This window comes from Luteibacter sp. NPDC104163, assembly GCF_055584245.1.
The window spans coordinates 396,292-413,407 of the sequence record NZ_JBVJMK010000001.1 but is presented as its reverse complement, the minus strand read 5'-3'; the positions used below and the strand labels follow the sequence as shown (position 1 = coordinate 413,407).

15 protein-coding genes and 1 riboswitch are annotated in these 17,116 nt (G+C 67.4%); of the genes, 6 read left to right on the top strand and 9 right to left on the bottom strand.

Going from position 1 to position 17,116, the window contains the following annotated elements:
• The first annotated feature begins 45 nt into the window (after positions 1 to 45).
• Positions 46 to 1,707, top strand: a complete 1,662-nt coding sequence (locus ACZ6YI_RS01825) for an FAD-dependent oxidoreductase (protein ID WP_465777168.1) — start codon at positions 46 to 48, stop codon at positions 1,705 to 1,707.
• Positions 1,708 to 1,795: 88 nt separating this feature from the next.
• Here ACZ6YI_RS01825 and ACZ6YI_RS01820 read toward each other — a convergent pair whose 3' ends face one another.
• Together ACZ6YI_RS01820 and ACZ6YI_RS01815 are read right to left on the bottom strand one after the other, a co-directional pair.
• Complete coding sequence (locus tag ACZ6YI_RS01820) at positions 1,796 to 3,400, bottom strand: peptide chain release factor 3 (protein WP_465777167.1); 1,605 nt, start codon at positions 3,398 to 3,400, stop codon at positions 1,796 to 1,798.
• Between the two features lie 48 nt (positions 3,401 to 3,448).
• Positions 3,449 to 4,465 (bottom strand): cysteine synthase A, encoded by a 1,017-nt coding sequence (locus tag ACZ6YI_RS01815; RefSeq protein ID WP_465777166.1) that lies wholly within the window; start codon positions 4,463 to 4,465, stop codon positions 3,449 to 3,451.
• 184 nt (positions 4,466 to 4,649) lie between these two features.
• Positions 4,650 to 4,765, top strand: a riboswitch (SAM riboswitch).
• Between the two features lie 86 nt (positions 4,766 to 4,851).
• On the opposite strand from ACZ6YI_RS01815, the gene metX reads away from it, so the two are divergent.
• Genes metX through ACZ6YI_RS01800 form a run of 3 tightly spaced genes read left to right on the top strand, consistent with a single transcriptional unit; the run spans position 4,852 to position 8,146 of the window.
• On the top strand, positions 4,852 to 5,886 hold the full coding sequence (gene metX, locus ACZ6YI_RS01810) for a homoserine O-succinyltransferase MetX (protein ID WP_465777165.1): 1,035 nt from the start codon (positions 4,852 to 4,854) through the stop codon (positions 5,884 to 5,886).
• Positions 5,887 to 5,888: 2 nt separating this feature from the next.
• A complete protein-coding gene (metB, locus tag ACZ6YI_RS01805) occupies positions 5,889 to 7,085 on the top strand; it encodes a cystathionine gamma-synthase (RefSeq protein WP_465777164.1) in 1,197 nt (398 codons plus the stop codon).
• Positions 7,082 to 8,146, top strand: coding sequence for a homoserine dehydrogenase family protein (locus ACZ6YI_RS01800; RefSeq protein ID WP_465777163.1), 1,065 nt, complete (start codon positions 7,082 to 7,084; stop codon positions 8,144 to 8,146). The genes metB and ACZ6YI_RS01800 overlap by 4 nt, the downstream gene beginning before the upstream one ends.
• 78 nt (positions 8,147 to 8,224) lie before the next feature.
• Here ACZ6YI_RS01800 and ACZ6YI_RS01795 read toward each other — a convergent pair whose 3' ends face one another.
• The gene (locus ACZ6YI_RS01795) at positions 8,225 to 9,892 is read right to left on the bottom strand and encodes an APC family permease (RefSeq protein WP_440326928.1); all 1,668 of its coding nucleotides are present in this window, start codon (positions 9,890 to 9,892) and stop codon (positions 8,225 to 8,227) included.
• 158 nt (positions 9,893 to 10,050) lie between these two features.
• Between ACZ6YI_RS01795 and ACZ6YI_RS01790 the strand changes: the two genes are divergently transcribed.
• Positions 10,051 to 10,431 carry a hypothetical protein gene (locus ACZ6YI_RS01790; RefSeq protein ID WP_331645574.1) on the top strand — a complete coding sequence of 127 codons (381 nt, stop codon included), beginning with the start codon at positions 10,051 to 10,053 and terminating at the stop codon, positions 10,429 to 10,431.
• Positions 10,432 to 10,517: 86 nt separating this feature from the next.
• On the opposite strand, the gene ACZ6YI_RS01785 is transcribed toward ACZ6YI_RS01790, so the two are convergent.
• Positions 10,518 to 11,900, bottom strand: coding sequence for an L-serine ammonia-lyase (locus tag ACZ6YI_RS01785; RefSeq protein ID WP_465777162.1), 1,383 nt, complete (start codon positions 11,898 to 11,900; stop codon positions 10,518 to 10,520).
• A 76-nt stretch (positions 11,901 to 11,976) separates the two neighbouring features.
• Between ACZ6YI_RS01785 and ACZ6YI_RS01780 the strand changes: the two genes are divergently transcribed.
• Positions 11,977 to 12,201 carry a glutaredoxin family protein gene (locus ACZ6YI_RS01780; protein ID WP_465777161.1) on the top strand — a complete coding sequence of 75 codons (225 nt, stop codon included), beginning with the start codon at positions 11,977 to 11,979 and terminating at the stop codon, positions 12,199 to 12,201.
• A 161-nt stretch (positions 12,202 to 12,362) separates the two neighbouring features.
• Here the strand turns inward: ACZ6YI_RS01780 and ACZ6YI_RS01775 are convergent, their stop codons facing one another.
• The 5 genes from ACZ6YI_RS01775 to ACZ6YI_RS01755 form a co-directional block, all read right to left on the bottom strand.
• Positions 12,363 to 13,709, bottom strand: coding sequence for a DUF697 domain-containing protein (locus tag ACZ6YI_RS01775; RefSeq protein ID WP_465777160.1), 1,347 nt, complete (start codon positions 13,707 to 13,709; stop codon positions 12,363 to 12,365).
• A 3-nt stretch (positions 13,710 to 13,712) separates the two neighbouring features.
• The gene (locus tag ACZ6YI_RS01770; protein ID WP_465777159.1) at positions 13,713 to 14,273 is read right to left on the bottom strand and encodes a YceI family protein; all 561 of its coding nucleotides are present in this window, start codon (positions 14,271 to 14,273) and stop codon (positions 13,713 to 13,715) included.
• On the bottom strand, positions 14,270 to 14,854 hold the full coding sequence (locus ACZ6YI_RS01765; RefSeq protein WP_440326936.1) for a cytochrome b: 585 nt from the start codon (positions 14,852 to 14,854) through the stop codon (positions 14,270 to 14,272). Before ACZ6YI_RS01765 ends, ACZ6YI_RS01770 begins: the two co-directional genes overlap by 4 nt.
• Positions 14,838 to 15,467 carry a YceI family protein gene (locus tag ACZ6YI_RS01760; protein ID WP_465777158.1) on the bottom strand — a complete coding sequence of 210 codons (630 nt, stop codon included), beginning with the start codon at positions 15,465 to 15,467 and terminating at the stop codon, positions 14,838 to 14,840. The genes ACZ6YI_RS01765 and ACZ6YI_RS01760 overlap by 17 nt, the downstream gene beginning before the upstream one ends.
• 103 nt (positions 15,468 to 15,570) lie before the next feature.
• Complete coding sequence (locus ACZ6YI_RS01755) at positions 15,571 to 17,025, bottom strand: GTPase (protein WP_465777157.1); 1,455 nt, start codon at positions 17,023 to 17,025, stop codon at positions 15,571 to 15,573.
• Between the last annotated feature and the right edge of the window lie 91 nt (positions 17,026 to 17,116).

The window sequence follows — 17,116 nt, the reverse complement described above, 5'->3', positions numbered from 1 at the left end:
TTCCGGAACGGAAGCGCACTGGCCCCGAAAACACCGGAATCACCGATGTCGACGCTGCAAGATAACGATCCTTCGAGCCCGATGAACCGGAAGGAGCAGACCTTCCCCCGCCTCAACGACGACATGGCGGCGCGCATCGTCCGCTACGGCGTCGAGGAGCTGGTCCCCAAGGGCACCATGCTCTTCCAGCGCGGCCAGCGCCGCATCGACTATTTCTTCGTCCTCGAAGGCAGCATCGAGATCTTCGACGTGGGCGATGACGGCCAGCCGCGCATCGTCGTCGTCCATGGCGTGCACCAGTTCACCGGCGAGGTGGATCTGTTCAGTGGTCGCCAGACCATGGTGAACGGCCGTGCCGGCGTCGACTCGCGCCTGGTCCGTGTCGATCCCGCCGGGTTCCGCCGGCTGGTCACGGGCGAGCCGGATATCGGCGAAGTCATCATGCGGGCCTTCATCCTGCGCCGGGTCGGCCTGATCCAGAGCGGCCAGGGTGGCGTGCTGCTGGCGGGTTCGGCGCATGCCGCGGATACCGTGCGGCTGCGCAGCTTCCTCATCCGCAATGGCTATCCACACCGCCTGCTCGATACCGACCGGGATGACGACGCGCGCCACCTGATCGAAGGTTTCGGCCTGCAGCCGGATGAATGCCCGGTGGTGATCCTTCCGGACCGGCGGGTCCTGCGGTGTCCCGCGACCGCCGAGCTGGCCGACGAACTGGGGATCACGATCGAGCTGGACAGCGACCATGTATACGACGTCGCTGTGATCGGTGCGGGCCCAGCGGGTCTTGCTGCCGCTGTGTACGCCGCCTCCGAAGGCCTGGACACCGTGGTCCTCGAGGGGCTGGCCCCGGGTGGGCAGGCCGGTACGAGTTCGAAGATCGAGAACTACCTTGGGTTCCCGACTGGCATCTCGGGTCAGGCGCTCGCGGGGCGCGCCCAGGTCCAGGCCATGAAGTTCGGCGCGCACATGGCCGTGGCGCGGGAAGTACGCAACATGGATTGTTCCGCGCATCCCTACCGCCTCCACCTGTGCAACGACACCGTGGTGACCGCGCGCGCGGTGGTGATCGCCACGGGCGCCCGTTACCGCAAGCTGGCCCAGGTGGATTACGAGCGCTTCGAAGGGCAGGGCATCCAGTACGCCGCCACGGCGATGGAAGCCACGCTCTGCGCCGGCGAAGAGGTCGTGGTGGTCGGTGGCGGCAACAGTGCCGGCCAGGCCGCGGTGTTCCTTGCGCGGACGGCAAAACACGTACATATCCTGGTCCGCGGCGAAGGCCTCGCCTCCACGATGTCGGATTACCTCGTGCAGCGCATCCTGCAGTCGCCCAGCATCACGCTGCACCCGTACTGCGAGATCGACCATCTCGATGGCGACGCGTACCTGCGCGAAGTCGGCTGGTATTGCGTGAAGACCAACCTACAGACGCGGGTGACGGTGGCGGCGCTGTTCGTCATGATCGGTGCCGAGCCCAACACCGCATGGCTGCAGGGCTGCCTCGACCTCGACAAGAAGGGCTTCGTGCTCACCGGCCGCGATGCCGATGGCTACGCCACGCCATCACCGTATGCGACCACCTTGCGTGGCGTCTTCGCGGTGGGCGATGTGCGCTCGGGTTCGGTCAAGCGCGTGGCGGCAGGAGTAGGCGAGGGCTCGGTCGTGGTCCACGCCATCCACCGTTTCCTCCACCCCTCACCGGTCTGACCCTGCTGTTGTGGGAGCGCGCTTGCGCGCGATGGGTGCTTGCCGCACCCCCGATCGCGCGCAAGCGCGCTCCCACGACGGCGATCGATCAGACGTCGATCGAAGCCGCGTGCTCGCGCGTGGCTGAGAAACGCACCTGCGGCCAGCGCTCCTGCGCAAGCTGGAGGTTGACGCGGGTGGGTGCGAGGTAGACCAGCTCGCCGGCCGCATCGATCGCGAGGTTGGCGGCGTTCTTTTCCTTGAACTCCTCCAGCTTCTTCTCGTCGCTGCAATGCACCCAGCGGGCGGTGGCCACACCTACCTGCTCGAACGACGAATCGACGTTGTATTCGTCCTTCAGGCGGTACGCGACCACATCGAACTGCAGCACGCCCACCGCGCCGAGGATCAGGTCGTTCGACATGAGCGGGCGGAAGAACTGCGTTGCGCCTTCTTCGGACAGCTGGGCCAGGCCCTTCTGCAGCGCCTTCATCTTCATCGGATCGCGCAGTCGCGCGCGGCGGAACAATTCCGGCGCGAAGTTGGGGATACCCGTGAACGACAGGCCTTCGCCTTCGGTGAACGTGTCACCGATGGTGATGGTGCCGTGGTTGTGCAGGCCGATGACGTCACCCGGATAAGCACGCTCGACGATTTCACGATCGCTCGCCATGAAGGTCAGCGCGTTCGCGATGCGCACTTCCTTGCCGGTGCGCGTCTGCTGCATCTTCATGCCGGCGGTATAAGTGCCCGAGCAGATGCGCATGAACGCCACGCGGTCGCGGTGCGCCGGATCCATGTTCGCCTGGATCTTGAAGACGAAGCCGGTGAGCTTTTCTTCCTGCGGCAGCACTTCACGCGTGAGCGTATCGCGCGAGCGCGGCGAAGGCGCGTGCTCCACGAAGAACTCGAGCAGCAGCTCCACGCCGAAGTTATTCACGGCGGAGCCGAAGAACACTGGCGTCTGCTTGCCTGACAGGTACGCGTCCACGTCGAACGGGTTGGATGCACCGAGCACGAGCTCGAGCTCGTCGCGGGCTTCCTGCAGCGCCGCTTCGCCAATGCGCGCGACCAGTTCGGGGTTGTCCAGGCCGCCCTTGAAGATCGTCGAATCCTGACGCGTGAAGTTCTTGCCCGGCTCGAAGATGTGCACCTCATCGAGCAGCACGTGGTACACGCCCTTGAGGCGCGAGCCCATGCCGATCGGCCAGGTCACCGGCGCGCAGGCAATGCCCAGCACCGACTCCACCTCATCGAGCAGTTCGATCGGCGAGCGGCCCTCGCGGTCGAGCTTGTTGATGAAGGTCATGATCGGCGTATCGCGCAGGCGGCACACTTCCATGAGCTTGATGGTGCGTTCTTCCACGCCCTTCGCGCAGTCGATCACCATCAGCGCGGAGTCGACCGCGGTGAGCACGCGGTAGGTATCTTCCGAGAAGTCCGCGTGGCCCGGGGTGTCGAGCAGGTTCACGATGGCCCCGTTGTACGGGAACTGCATGACCGAGGAGGTGACCGAGATGCCGCGTTCCTTTTCCAGCGCCATCCAGTCGGAGGTGGCGTGGCGGGCCGCCTTGCGGCTCTTCACCGAGCCGGCCATCTGGATCGCGCCGCCGAACAGCAGCAGCTTTTCGGTCAGGGTGGTCTTGCCGGCGTCAGGGTGGCTGACGATGGCGAAGCTGCGCCGCCGCTTGGTCTCGGTGAGGTGTGAAGACATGGAATCTGGGGTCGCGTCGAAGGGCTAACCCCATATTCTAGCGCGGAATTACCCCTTGAAGGCCGCCTCAAGCCAGTCCGGCACGGCGATGCCCTTTTCGCGCAGGAAGGCGGGGTTGAACAGCTTGGCCTGGTAGCGCATGCCGCTGTCGCACAGGGCCGTGACCACGGTGTGGCCGGGGCCCAGGTGGCGGGCCAGGCGGATGGCGCCGGCGATATTCACACCGCTGGACAGGCCGACGCAGTAGCCCTCCTGGCGGAGCAGGGCGTGGATCTCGGGGACGGACTCGGTATCCGGGATGCTCCAGGCCAGGTCGATCGGGGCGTCGAGAAAATTGGCGGTGAGCCGGCCATTGCCGATGCCTTCGGTGATCGAGCTGCCTTCGGCCTTCGCTTCGCCGGTGTTGATGTAGCTCGCCAGGGCCGAGCCGGCGGGATCGGCCAGCGCCACCAGGATGTCCTTGCGCCGGGCCTTCAGGGCCCGGCCCACGCCCGCGATGGTGCCACCCGTCCCGGAAGCGCTGGCAAAGCCATCGATCTGGCCGCCGGTCTGCTCCCAGATCTCGGCGCCGGTGTGGTCTTCGTGCCACTGGCGGTTGGCGAGGTTGTCGAACTGGTTGGCGAACCATGCGCTGCCCGTGTCCGCGGCGTTCAGCTCCGCGGCGATCCGCCGGGCGGTGGCGGCGTAATGGTTCGGATCGGTCCAGGGCGCGGCCGGCACGAGCCGGACATCGGCGCCCGCGGCACGCAGGGCGTCGATCTTCTCGCGGCTCTGGGTGTCCGGCATGACGATGATGGTGCGGTACCCGCGGCTGTTGCCCAGCAGGGACAGGCCGATGCCGGTGTTCCCCGCCGTGCCTTCGACCAGCGTGGCCCCGGGCCGGAGCAGGCCCTGCCGCTCGGCGTCGTCCAGCAGGCCCAGCGCCGTGCGGTCCTTCACCGACCCGCCCGGGTTCAGGAACTCGGCCTTGGCCAGGATCTCGCAGCCGGTGGCCTCCGAGGCCTGGCGCAGGCGAAGGAGGGGCGTGTGGCCGATGCCGGCGCTGAGGGTGGGGTAGGTAGCCATGGCCCCGATGTTAACCCGCCATGGCCCCCAGTTCCCTGTGGGAGCGCGCTTGCGCGCGATGGCCCTGGCGGCAACCCCCATCGCGCGCAAGCGCGCTCCCACAACGACGTACCGCAAGAACTTTGGATGTTTAGACGTCTATACGGCTGTTGACATGCATGGTGGTGGCGCGTAACCTCGGTTCCACTCATCGAGACCGGCTGAGGGACAGGCCCTTTGAAGCCGGGGCAACCTGCGGATTTCCGCAACGGTGCCAACTCCTGCGGTGCGTGGTTCGCCACGCAACCCGATAGATGGGCATGTCCAGACCGGGCGCGATTCCGCGTGCCGTGCCTGGCAGTCCGGCTACAGGTCTCCGCAGGGCTCGACCCGACAGGAACCCGGACATGCCAGCAGAGCCCCTCACCGTGATCCCCCTCCCCGAAGTGGCTGACGCCGCCGCGCCACGTGGCGCTGCCGATCTCACCGAGCAGCGCGGCACCCGCCGCGTTTCCTTCACGCCGAAGTACGGCAGCGAAGCGATCCAGGCCGACGTGCGTTACCTCTGGTGCGGCGCGCCGAACGCACCGACGGTGATCGTGCAGGGCGGTATCTCGGCGACGCGCGATGTCTGCGCCGGTCGCGAGCGCCAGGGCTGGTGGCAGGAGCTGGTATCCGAAGGCGGTGCCATCGACCTCACCCAGTGCCGCGTGCTCTCGATCGACTGGCTCGTGCCGGCCGACATCGGCGGGGTGGATTCGGTCTCAAGTGAAGACCAGGCCGCGGCGCTTGCCGCGCTGGTCGACGAACTGGGCATCGGCCGCGTGCATGCCTTCATCGGTTCCTCGTACGGCGCCATGACCGGCCTCGCATTCGCCGCGAACCACGCCGACAAGGTGAAGTCGCTCGTGTTGCTGGCCGGCGCGCATCGCCCGCACCCGCTCTCCACCGCGCAGCGTTCCGTGCAGCGCGGCATCGTTCGCCTCGGCATCGAGTCCGGCCGCACGGATGAAGCGCTGGCGCTCGCCCGCCAGCTGGCGATGACCACGTACCGTGGCAGCGAGGAGTTCTCGCGCCGGTTCGCTGCTGGTCCCGAACTGCGCGACGGTCGCTTCTATTTCCCGGTCGAGGATTACCTCGAGCATGCTGGCCGCCGCTTCGTGGAGCGCTTCGATCCGCAGCGCTTCCTCGCGCTTTCCGAATCGATCGACCTGCACGACATCGCGCCGGAGCGCGTGCATGCACCGACGACGCTGGTGGGCTTCCCTTCCGATCGCCTGGTCCCGCTCTCCGACCTGTGCGAACTCCAGCGCCGCATCGGCGGCACCGCGACCCTCGAAGTCGTGGATTCGCCCTATGGCCACGATGCCTTCCTCAAAGAAACCGTGCAGCTCGCCCCCGTGCTGCGTCACGCACTCAACGACTGTTGCGGAGCCCTCTGACCATGACCCGTGAAACCCGCCTGTGTACCCGTGCCGTCCGCGCCGGCATCGAATCCGACACGCAGCATGGCGCCGTCGTACCGCCGCTGCATCTCTCCACGAACTATGCGTTCGAAGGCTTCGGCCGCAAGCGCGCCTATGACTATTCGCGCAGCGGGAACCCCACGCGCGACCTGCTGGCGGAAGCGCTGACCGAGCTGGAAGAGGGTGCTGGCGGGGTCGTCACCAACACCGGTATGTCGGCCGTCGCGCTGGCGCTTGAGCTGGTACCGGCGGGTGGGCTCGTCATCGCGTCGCACGATTGCTACGGTGGCACGTGGCGCCTGCTCGACGCGTGGGCGAAGAAGGGCCGCTTCAGCGTGCGCTTCGTGAACTTCAACGACCCGACCGCGCTGGCCGAAGGCCTCGCCGCGAAGCCCGCGCTCGTGTGGATCGAGACCCCGTCGAATCCGCTGTTGCGCATCACCGATGTGCGCCACGTTTCACAGGCCGCGCATGCGGTGGGCGCGCTGGTGCTGGTCGACAACACGTTCCTCTCGCCGGCGCTGCAGCAGCCGTTGAAACTCGGTGCCGACGTGGTCCTGCATTCGACGACCAAGTACATCAATGGCCATAGCGACGTCGTGGGCGGTGCGGTGATTGCCGCCGACCCGGCGGTCGCCGAACAGCTGAAGTGGTGGGGCAACTGCAACGGCCAGACCGGTTCGCCGTTCGACAGCTTCCTGACCCTGCGTGGCGTACGCACGCTCGCCGTGCGCCTGCGCGCCCACGAAGAGAACGCGCGCCGTATCGCCGATCGTCTGGAAGGACATGACGCGGTGGAGCGCATTTACTACCCGGGCCTGGTCTCGCATCCTGGTCACGCGCTGGCGGCGCGCCAGCAGAAGGGCTTTGGCGCGATGCTCAGCTTCGAACTCCGCGGTGGTGACGATGCCATCGAAGCCTTCGTCGATGGCATCCAGTACTTCTCGCTGGCGGAATCGCTCGGTGGCGTCGAGAGCCTTGTAGCCCACCCCGCGACGATGACCCACGCCGCCATGGCGCCCGAGGCACGTCGCGTTGCGGGTATCGCCGACAACCTGCTGCGCCTCTCCATTGGCATCGAGGATGGTGACGACCTGATCGACGACCTCGAGTCCGCGCTCGCACGCGCCGCCGCGGTCGCCAACATCACCTCGAAACGCAAGGTCGGCGCATGAGCGCGGTGGTGGCTCCCCTCGCGCCGGAGGCGCCGCAGACCGCCGTGGTGTTGCTGGGCACCGGCGTGGTCGGTCGTGCGCTGCTGACCCTGCTGGCCACGCCTGCCGCAGGCACGCTTCGCCTGGTCGGCGCAGCCAACTCGCGTCGCCAGCATGTACTCGCCGATGGTCTACGCCCTGCCGACGTGGCCGATGCGCTGGCGAAAGCCCGCGACGGTCGCGACAACGGCCCGCTGCTCGCCGCGCTCGACGCGAGCGGTGCCGGGCGCAAGGTCGTCATCGATGCCACGGCGTGTACGAAGGAGGCCACGCGGCATGCCGAGTGGCTGGAACGTGGATACCACGTGGTCACCGCCAACAAGGCCCTTGCGGGCGGCCACCTCCAGGGCTGGCGCGCGCTGCAGGCGGCTTCGGCCCGCGGCGCCATCTATGGTGATGCCGCCACGGTGGGCGCGGGTCTCCCCGTGCTCTCCACGCTGCGCCGCCTGCGCCGCTGCGGCGATAGCCTGCTCACCCTCGAGGGCGTCTTCTCGGGTTCGCTCTCCTGGCTGTTCAACCAGTACGACGGCTCGCGTCCGTTCTCTGCGCTATTGAGCGATGCGCGCCGCCTTGGCTTCACCGAGCCGGATCCGCGTTCGGATCTGTCGGGCGAGGACGTGGCGCGCAAGCTGCTGATCATCGCGCGGCACGCGGGCTTTGCGCTCGGCACCGACGAGGTCGAAGTCGAGAGCCTCGTGCCTGAAACCCTGCGCGGCCTGGAGACCCGTGCCTTCCTCGAGCGCCTGAAGGAACTCGACGAGCCGCTGGCGCGCCGGCATGCCGAGGCGAAGGCCAACGGCAAGGTGCTGCGCTACCTCGCACGCCTGAACCAGCGCGGCCGCGCGCGCGTGGGCCTGGTCGAAGTCGGACCCGAACATCCTGCAGCGCGGTTGTCCGGCACGGACAATCAATTCGCCCTGACCACGACCCGCTACCACTCGACGCCGCTGGTGATCCAGGGGCCGGGGGCAGGGCCGGAGATCACGGCGCAGGCGCTGCTGGGCGATGTCCTCGCCATCTGATTCAAGGACGTTGGACGTAGCAGTCGCGCCCGGAAATGCATGACGAAAAAAAGGGCGCCCATGGGGCGCCCTTTCTCGTCAACGGTGGCCGGTAACCCGCTCGGCCTCATCCGCGCTTGGCGGAAGTGCCGGTTCACCCGGCTCCTCGTCGTGGTCGAACCGTGCGGCTTCCACCATCGGCGTGCGCCAGCCTGAGGACACGCCCCAGAAATAGAACACCGCGCCGAACACCGCGACGATCGCAAGGTCCCAGCCGTACGGGATGTAATCGTGGCCGCCGAAGGTCTTGCTGCCGGCCCACGAGATCACCGCCATGATCGGCAGGTAGGCGATGAGCCACCACGCGCCCTTGAGGTGGCGACGGAAGTCTTCCCAGCCACTCTTCGCCGTGTAGTAGAAGTACAGGGGCAGTGCGACGACCATCAGGAGGATGATCTCGCCCGTGAGCGGCCACTTGGCCCAGTACAGCAGCTCGGTGGCGAAGATGAAGGCGAGCGCGGCGAGGATCGGCAGGCCGGCGATGCGCAGCGGACGCTTGAGTTCCGGTGCCGTGCGGCGCAGCGTCATGACGCTGACCGGGCCGGTGAGGTACGAAATGATCGTCGACACCGAGATAACGGCCGCCAGCGTGCCCCAGCCGCGGAAGAAGAACAGGAAGATGAAGCTCACGACGAGGTTGAGCCACATCGCCGGGCGCGGGATGCCGAAGCGCGGGTTGATATGACCGAAGATCTTCGGCAGGTGGCCGTTGCGCTCCATGGCGTAGATCATGCGCGCCGTGGTTGCCGTGTACGTGGCGCCGGTGCCGCTGGGGCTCACGAACGCATCGGCGTACAGCAGGATCGCCAGCCAGTTGATCAGCAGCGCGGTGGCGAGCTGCGCGAACGGCGAGGCGTACTCGAGCGCGGCCCAGCCCTGGGCGAGCTGGTCGGGCGGCACGGCGCCGATGAAGGCGACCTGCAGCAGGACATAGACCACGGTAGCCAGCAGGATCGAGCCGATCACGGCGAACGGCACGCTGCGGCCCGGGTTGCGCGCTTCACCGGCGAGGTTCACCGGGCTCTGGAAGCCGTTGAAGCTGAAGACGATGCCCGAGATGGCGACCGCGGTGAGGATCGACGAGATGTCGATGGCATGCGTGCCACCGTGCGCGCCGATGTGGAAGTTGCCGCTGTTGAAGCTGGTGCAGATCAGCGCGATACCGGTGGCGGCGGGCACCACCAGCTTGAACACGGTGATCGCCGTGTTGCTCTTCGCGAAGAGCTTCACGCTCCAGAAGTTCAGGAAGAAGTACACGAACACCAGGACCACCGCGATGGCCAGGCCGGGCGGGGTGAGTTCGCCATGGCCGCCGGTAACGACGTAGAGGTCCTTCGTCCATTTCGCCCATTCCCACGGCCAGGAGGCCATGTACTGGACCGAGGCCTCGGCCTCGACCGGGATGACCGAGACGATGGCGATCCAGTTGGCCCAGCCGGCGATGAAGCCCACCAGCGAACCGTGCGAATAGTGGCCGTAGCGCACCATGCCGCCGGATTCGGGGAACATGGCGCCGAGTTCGGCGTAGGTCAGGGCGATGAACAGGATGATCACCGCACCGATGATCCAGGCGTAGATGGCGCCGGGGCCGGCGAGCTGGGCAGCGTGCCAGGCGCCGAACAGCCAGCCGGAGCCGATGATCGAGCCCAGGCCGGTCAGCATCAGGGCGAAGGCGCCGACATCGCGGCGGATATGGTGGTGGGACATGGGTACTCCGGTCGGACGGGCCGGGGTTACCCGGCCCAGGGCGGCACAAGGGCCGGATGATGACAGCCCCCGGCCGCCCTGTCAGCCAGCGATCCCCTACGCAAACGATGGGCACATCGATATACACTGGCCGATGCGGTAAGGAAGAAGGGGTTCGAATGCGATCGAAGGTAGTCGTCAACGGCATATGGCTTGTCGCCATATCGGTATGCGGCATTGCCGCAGCCGAGACGCCGTGGAGCGACAAGGGCCGGCTGATCGATTCGGAGTCATATGACCGTACAGCCAAGGGTTTTTACTTCACCCTGTACCCGGGCGAAGACCCGGTCGAGTCCGTGCGGCGCTGCGCCATAACCATGCGCGAACTGGGCCACCTGGCCTCGGTTTCCTGCTTCGCCTATACCAGCAAGCCGCGTTTCGACACCCGCAAGGGCAAGCTGCGGATCTGCTACACGGCCGTCGCCAACTGGTGGGGACAGGACGAACCGGTGCGCGTTGAGACCGTTGAGCGGCTGCCCAGGGCCTGCCCGACCAAATAATCACAGCCTTGTGGGAGTGAGCTTGCGAACGAAGCTCCTCCGCGGCCCCATCGCTCGCTAGCTCGCTCCCACAAGTGCTCGGCGGCTCAGCACTCGATGACGTTGACCGCCAGGCCGCCGCGCGAGGTTTCCTTGTACTTATCCTTCATGTCGCGGCCGGTGTCGCGCATGGTGGCGATGACCTTGTCCAGCGAGACGTGGTGCTTGCCGTCGCTCTTGAGGGCCATGCGGCTGGCGTTGATCGCCTTCACGGCGCCCATGGCGTTGCGCTCGATGCACGGGATCTGGACCAGGCCACCGATCGGGTCGCAGGTGAGGCCCAGGTTATGTTCCATGCCGATCTCGGCCGCGTTCTCCACCTGGGTCACGCTGCCGCCCAGCGCCGCGGCGAGGCCGCCGGCGGCCATGGAGCAGGCTACGCCGACTTCGCCCTGGCAGCCGACCTCGGCACCGGAGATCGAGGCGTTCTCCTTGTAAAGGATGCCGATCGCGGCCGCCGTGAGCAGGAACGTGATGACACCGTCCTCGCTCGCGCCCGGGCAGAAATGGCGGTAGTAGTGCAGTACGGCCGGGACGATGCCCGCGGCGCCGTTGGTCGGCGCGGTGACCACGCGGCCACCGGCGGCGTTTTCCTCGTTCACCGCCAGGGCGTAGAGGTTCACCCAGTCCAGGATCGTCAGCGGATCGCGCAGCGCCGCTTCCGGCTGGGCGCGCAGCTCGGCCGCCATGGCCGGCGCGCGGCGGTTCACCTTCAGGCCGCCTGGCAGGGTGCCCGGCGAGCGCAGCCCGCGGGCGACGCAATCCTGCATGGCCTTCCAGATGGTGAGCAGGCCCGCGCGGGTTTCTTCCTCGGTGCGCCAGATGCTCTCGTTGCGCATCATGAGCTGGGCGATCGTGAGATTGTTCTCAGCGCACAGGGCCAGCATCTGGTCGCCGGTGGAGAACGGGAAGGGCTGCTCGCTGGTATCGGCCACGATGCGGTCTTCCGCCGCCTCGTCCGGGTTCACCACGAAACCGCCGCCCACCGAGTAGTAATCGCGCGTCGCCAGCTCGTTGCCCTCGGCATCGTAGGCGGAGAAGCGCATGCCGTTGGTGTGGAACGGGAGCTTCTGGCGCTTGTTGAACACCAGGTCGGCCTTCTCGTCGAAGGCGATCTCGTGGCGGCCGAGGATGCGGATGCGCTTCGTCGAACGGATGCGCTCGAGCGTGGCCTGGATCCCGTCCGGATCGACCCGGTCGGGCCATTCACCCTCGAAACCCAGCAATACCGCCTTGTCCGTGCCGTGGCCGCGACCGGTCATGGCCAGCGAGCCGAACAGCTCGCAGCGCACGCGCGCCACGCGCTCGAGCACGCCTTTTTCCTCCAGCCAGTGCTCGGCGAAGCGCGCGCCGGCGCGCATCGGGCCGACGGTGTGCGAGGAGGACGGACCGATGCCGATCTTGAAGAGGTCGAAAACGCTGACTGCCATGGCTGGACGTGGGGTTGGCTATGGGGAATAGCCGGTTATTCTACGCCCGACCACTGACTGCCCCATACACCCCCGCATGTACGCGTTCACACTGTTCCAGCGCGATGACTGCCACCTCTGCGACCAGGCCCTGGATGTGCTGGCCGGTGCCGGCTTCCCGGAGTTCTCGTCGGTATGGATCGACGAGGACGACACGCTGGAAGCCCGCTATGGCGCGCGCGTGCCGGTGTTGCGGCGCAGCGACGGCGTGGAGCTGGACTGGCCGTTCGATGCGGTGGCGGCGCGGGAACTGGCGGGCTGATCGCGCGCAAGCGCGCTCCCACAAGAGCCCGCACGCCCCAACCACCGTTAGCCCCTTGTGGGAGCGCGCTTGCGCGCGATGGGTATCCCACACCCAAGAGCCCGCACGCCCCCACCTCCGTTAGCCCCTGTGGGAGCGCGCTTGCGCGCGATTGAGCACCCTCAGCGCTTAAGCCGCCGCAGGATCTCCTCCCGCGCCTCACGCAGGATCGAATCGCGGTCGAGGCTCGCGACGACATCGGCGACGGCGCGCTTGGCGCCATGGTCACCCCACGACTTACCCGCCACGAGGTAGCGTTCCGCCGCGCGGCCGATGAGTACGGTGGCGTACCAGCCCAGCGCGCCCTGTGCGGCGGCGGTCACCACCACGGAGAGCCCGCCACTCAGCCCCTTCAGCGCGGAAGCAACCAGTTGCACGCCCCACACGGCACCCATCAGCGCGGCAAGCTGCGTACCGATCACCGCCACGAGACGGCCGGACTCCGCCCGGGTCAGCGGCAAGCCGTACACACGGCTTAACTGCACGACCATCGCGGCATCCAGCCCGCCGGCGAGCAGCAAATCAGCCACGGGCACCGGGTTCAGCGCGACCGCGACGGCCTTGGCGATGCAGTACTGGCGAATGACGCCGGACGCTACTTCGCGCCGTGCGGTCGCGATGCGCGCCGTCACCTGGTCGGTCAGGCGGCCCGCGAACAAGCCGGCATGGATGGCCGCCAATGCCTTGCCCTCGCGTTCCGCGATCGCCACGAGGCGCTGCTTCAATGCGGCCACATCGGCCGGGCGCGGCTCGCTCGTCACGGTCTCCTGCCCGCGCGCATCCACGCTTACGACCGTGCGCGGCGCAGGCCGTGCCGCCACTGCCAGCACGTCCTCGCGACGAACCAGGCCCGCAGCGTGCTCGCGCAGGCGTTCGAGCAGTCCATCGCGCTCTTCATCACCATAGCGGTCGGCCTTGTTCAGCACGAGCAGCAGCGGCCGAGCGGTCGCGGCCAGCGTGCGCAGGGCGTCACGTTCCTCGCGGGTGAGGTCACCATCGGCCACGAACACGATCAGGTCGCTGACTTCGGCCACTTCATACGCCAGCTTTTCGCGCGCTTCCCCGCCGAGTTCGTTGATGCCCGGCGTATCGATCAACACGAGGCCCGCGTGTGCCGCTTCGTCCAGGCGCACCGCGTCGGCCTCCGTGGTCGTGCCGTGCAGCACGCCCATGGCGAACGCATCGCGCCCGAGCAGTGCATTGCCGAGTGCCGACTTACCGGCAGATACCCGGCCGAACACGGCGACGTGCAATTCCTCGCGCTCGATGCGTTCGAGCATCGTTTCCACGCGTTGGAAATCGGAAGCCATGGCCGCGCGCACGTCGGCCGGGATCGATGCATCGTCGAGCAGGCTGCGCAGGCTCGCGCCCACGGCACCGCCGCGCGTATCCGCCGTGGACGCGGCGGGCGCGTCACGGCGGAAGCGGCCGGCAAGGCCGCGCAGGCGGTTGCGCCAGCTTTCGCCCACGACTTACTTCGGCAGCAGGTTCAGCGTGCCATTGACCAGCACGTCATCGGCGATGGTGCCGGTGTCCTTGTACTCACCGCTGCCCACGCCGAAATCGAGGCGCTTCAGGCTGCCGGTGACCGACAGGCGTGCACCACCCGCGGCGGGGTTGAACACCACCTTCAGCTGCACGGGCTTGGAAACGCCATGCAGGGTCAGCGTGCCGTTCGCGACGACGTTGCCCTTCGCATCCTTGGTGAAGCCCGAGGTGACGTAGTGCGCCTTCGGGAATTTCGACGCATCGAAGAAGTCCGCCGTCGGCAGTGCCTTGTCGCGGTCGCTGTCACCGGTCTTCGCCGTGGCGACGTCCACCGTCACATCGAACTTCGCCGTCGCCAGGTTGGCCGGGTCGTAGCTGATCGCGGCATCGAACTTGCCGAACGAGCCATCGAACTGCTGGCCCTGGAACTTGCCGCTGAAGCCGAGCGTGCTGCCGGGGCCGACCTTGTAATCCGCCGCGGAGGCGGCGAACGGGAGGGCGAGGGCAAGGGCCAGAACCGAAAGGCGGCGGGTGGACAGGATCATGGCGTATCTCCGGGAGGGGTGGGGGCGTTCCGCCGGCCACGCCCGAACGGCAGCATGCGGCGGAGGGTGTCATCGCGGTCGATGAAGTGATGCTTGAGCGCGCCACCGACGTGCGCGACCAGCACCAGCAACAACAGCCAGAACAGATACACGTGCACCGTGCCGAGCGTATTGGAAAGATCTTCGTTCTTTTCCACGAGCGCCGGCAGGTTGAACTGCTTGAAATACTGCAGGGGGAAGCCGTGGGCGGAATTGAACGCCCAGCCGCTGAGCGGGATGGCCACGATCAGCAGGTACAGGAACCCGTGGACGACGTGCGCAGCGAGCTGCTGCCAGCGCGGCGCGGGTTCATCGGCTGGTCGGCGGTCGAACATCTTCCACGCCAGGCGCAGCACGAACAGCGCAAGCACGGTGAGGCCGATCGACTTGTGCAGCGCGAACATGTTGATCTTGTTCAGCGAGGGCTTCAGGCCGTCCATCCACAGCGCGAACGCGCCGTTGCCAAGGATCAGCAACGCCATGAGCCAATGGAAAGTCTTGGCGACGGTGCTCCAGCGGGTGGGCTCACTGCGCATGGGCATCGGGTGTTTCCTTGTCGTGGCTGGCGGGGCTTTCGCCACCGCGGATGGCTTCGATTTCCAGCCAGACCGTCACTTGCGTGCCGACCGAGCCGGTGTTGGAGGTCATGCCGAACTGCGTGCGGTCGAGCACGATGCTGGCCGAGAAGCCCGCGATGGTATGCAGGCCGTAGATCGTCTTGCCGACGCGGTTCACGCGGAAGGGAATGTCGAGCGGTACGGTGACACCGCGCAGGGTCAGCTTCCCGTGCAGGGTGCCTTCCTCATCCGTGCGCTTTTCCACCGAGTCGCTGGTGAAACGTGCCGTCCGCGCATGCTCGGTATCGAGCAGGCTGCTGCCCCGTACCGCCTTGTCCCACTCGGCATCGCCCATGTTGACCGACGCCAGGTCGATCGTTGCATCCACCGACGACGCGGCCCAGTTCGCAGGATCGAACCTCAGGGTACCGTCGGTAATGCGCAAGCGGCCGAATGCGCGGGAAAAACCGTTGTGGTCAACGTTGAACACGACCGAGCTGTGCACGGGGTCGATCTGGTAGGCCTGGGCCTCGGCGTGGGCACCGCCCGTAGCCGAAAGGGCGGCCAGGGCCAGCATGCCGGCGAAGAGATGTCGCATCAGGGGCCTGCTCCATCGCGGGGCCGCCAGGGCGGCCGATGGGAAAGAGTGTGGCCGACGGCGCCGGCCTTGTCAGCCCGTGCGCCGCGAACGGATTGTTCACTCAGCGATCCCGCAGGGCATCGGTGGTGAGTTCCGCCAGGCGCCGCAAGCGGTTGCCCCGGGTATCCGCAAGAAGTTCGCGCATGCGCTCGCCGGCCTCGGCCTGGTCCAGCGTATGGTGTGCGGCCAGCGTGGTGGCCAGCGCCTTGCCCAGGCTATCGAAGACCAGCGCGTAGGCGAACGCATGCAGTACGCCACCGCCCAGGGTGCCCAGGCCCGGGAACGCCTTCAGCGCGTTACCGGCCACCGCCAGCACGACGGAGGTGCCCGTGCGTACGGTCAGGCGTACCTGCTTGAGCAGCGCCTCGATCTCTACGTCGGTGACCCGTACGCCGTACAGGTCGGCCAAAGCGCGGACGAGCCCCGTGGCGAGCACGCCCTGGATCACGAGGTCGGTCCCGGGGGCCACGGCCGCCATCGCGCCGACGATGGCGCGCCGGGCATAGCGCGTGACGATCCGTTCGGCCTCGGCGGCACGCTGCGCCTGCTCGAGCGCCGACGTCCGTTCGTGCAGGCCGGCGAGCACTGCATTCTCGCGTGCCGGTTCCAGCGCGTCGGCGCCGATGGAGACCAGCCGTTGCACGGCGGATACCAGCTCCGCTACATCCGGCTTGCGCTGGCGCCGGACCTCTTCGCTGCTGCCGTCGGCCAGCTCACGGGTAAAGCGTTCCTCACCGCCTGCGCTCGCAAGTACCACCGCATCGGGCAGGCCCGCGGTCGTCGCCCGCAGGTGTTGCGTGATGTGCGCGCGTTCGTCGGCGCTCCACTGGTCGGCCTTGTTGAGCGCAAGGACCAGCGGCTTGCCGAAATCGCCGAGCCATTGCAGTTCACTGGCTTGGGCGCGGGTGAGGTCGCCCGCGCAGAGATAGATCACCGCGTGGGCGCGCAGGACCTCGTCGCGTGCCATCTGCTCACGGGCTTCACCGCCCGCCTCGGCGCTGCCGGGAACATCGGCGATGACCCATGCCGTGCCATCGGGGGCGGTGCCGGTGTAATGCGCCACCTCGCGCGTGGTGCCGCCACGCGCGTCGCCCTGCACGGCTGCGTCCGGAACGAGCGCCTTGATCAGTGTCGATTTGCCGGTCGAGATCTCGCCGAACACGGCCAGGTGCACGGTTCCCGTCGCGCGTCGTCGGTCGAGTTCGCCGAGTTCGCTGCGAAGTTCCTCAACCTCGGCGCCTGATGAGCGCAGTTCGGCGAGGCGTGATTCCAGCGATGCACGGTCGGGAGCCTGAACGGGCGCGCGCGATGTGCGCGGGCGAAGCCACCAGGCACCGAGCGCGATGCCCGCCAGGACGATGACGGCGAGCAGGCCACCGACCAGCCAGCGCAGGCCTTCGGGAAGCGCCATGAAGCGCTGTGCCAGCGCGATCGCGCGCTCCAGCGTGGCGACGAGCAGCCAGGCGAGGGCGGCGATGCCGACGGCCGCCACGAGCAATCGAAGTCGACGAGACATGTCCCGCATTCTACGGGCAAGCGCGTCGGTGATGCCTTACATGAATAAAGGGCCCGGGCCGGGTCTGTCGCGGCGGCCTCGCGTGGCATCA

Excerpts from the sequence above, each read along its gene's own strand:
- ACZ6YI_RS01790 (WP_331645574.1), top strand. The coding sequence starts at position 10,051 with ATGCGATCGAAGGTAGTCGTCAACGGCATATGGCTTGTCGCCATATCG.
- ACZ6YI_RS01770 (WP_465777159.1), bottom strand. The coding sequence starts at position 14,273 with ATGATCCTGTCCACCCGCCGCCTTTCGGTTCTGGCCCTTGCCCTCGCC.
- ACZ6YI_RS01825 (WP_465777168.1), top strand. The coding sequence starts at position 46 with ATGTCGACGCTGCAAGATAACGATCCTTCGAGCCCGATGAACCGGAAG.
- ACZ6YI_RS01815 (WP_465777166.1), bottom strand. The coding sequence starts at position 4,465 with ATGGCTACCTACCCCACCCTCAGCGCCGGCATCGGCCACACGCCCCTC.
- ACZ6YI_RS01755 (WP_465777157.1), bottom strand. The coding sequence starts at position 17,025 with ATGTCTCGTCGACTTCGATTGCTCGTGGCGGCCGTCGGCATCGCCGCC.
- ACZ6YI_RS01780 (WP_465777161.1), top strand. The coding sequence starts at position 11,977 with ATGTACGCGTTCACACTGTTCCAGCGCGATGACTGCCACCTCTGCGAC.
- ACZ6YI_RS01800 (WP_465777163.1), top strand. The coding sequence starts at position 7,082 with ATGAGCGCGGTGGTGGCTCCCCTCGCGCCGGAGGCGCCGCAGACCGCC.
- metB (WP_465777164.1), top strand. The coding sequence starts at position 5,889 with ATGACCCGTGAAACCCGCCTGTGTACCCGTGCCGTCCGCGCCGGCATC.
- metX (WP_465777165.1), top strand. The coding sequence starts at position 4,852 with ATGCCAGCAGAGCCCCTCACCGTGATCCCCCTCCCCGAAGTGGCTGAC.
- ACZ6YI_RS01820 (WP_465777167.1), bottom strand. The coding sequence starts at position 3,400 with ATGTCTTCACACCTCACCGAGACCAAGCGGCGGCGCAGCTTCGCCATC.
- ACZ6YI_RS01760 (WP_465777158.1), bottom strand. The coding sequence starts at position 15,467 with ATGCGACATCTCTTCGCCGGCATGCTGGCCCTGGCCGCCCTTTCGGCT.
- ACZ6YI_RS01765 (WP_440326936.1), bottom strand. The coding sequence starts at position 14,854 with ATGCCCATGCGCAGTGAGCCCACCCGCTGGAGCACCGTCGCCAAGACT.
- ACZ6YI_RS01795 (WP_440326928.1), bottom strand. The coding sequence starts at position 9,892 with ATGTCCCACCACCATATCCGCCGCGATGTCGGCGCCTTCGCCCTGATG.
- ACZ6YI_RS01785 (WP_465777162.1), bottom strand. The coding sequence starts at position 11,900 with ATGGCAGTCAGCGTTTTCGACCTCTTCAAGATCGGCATCGGTCCGTCC.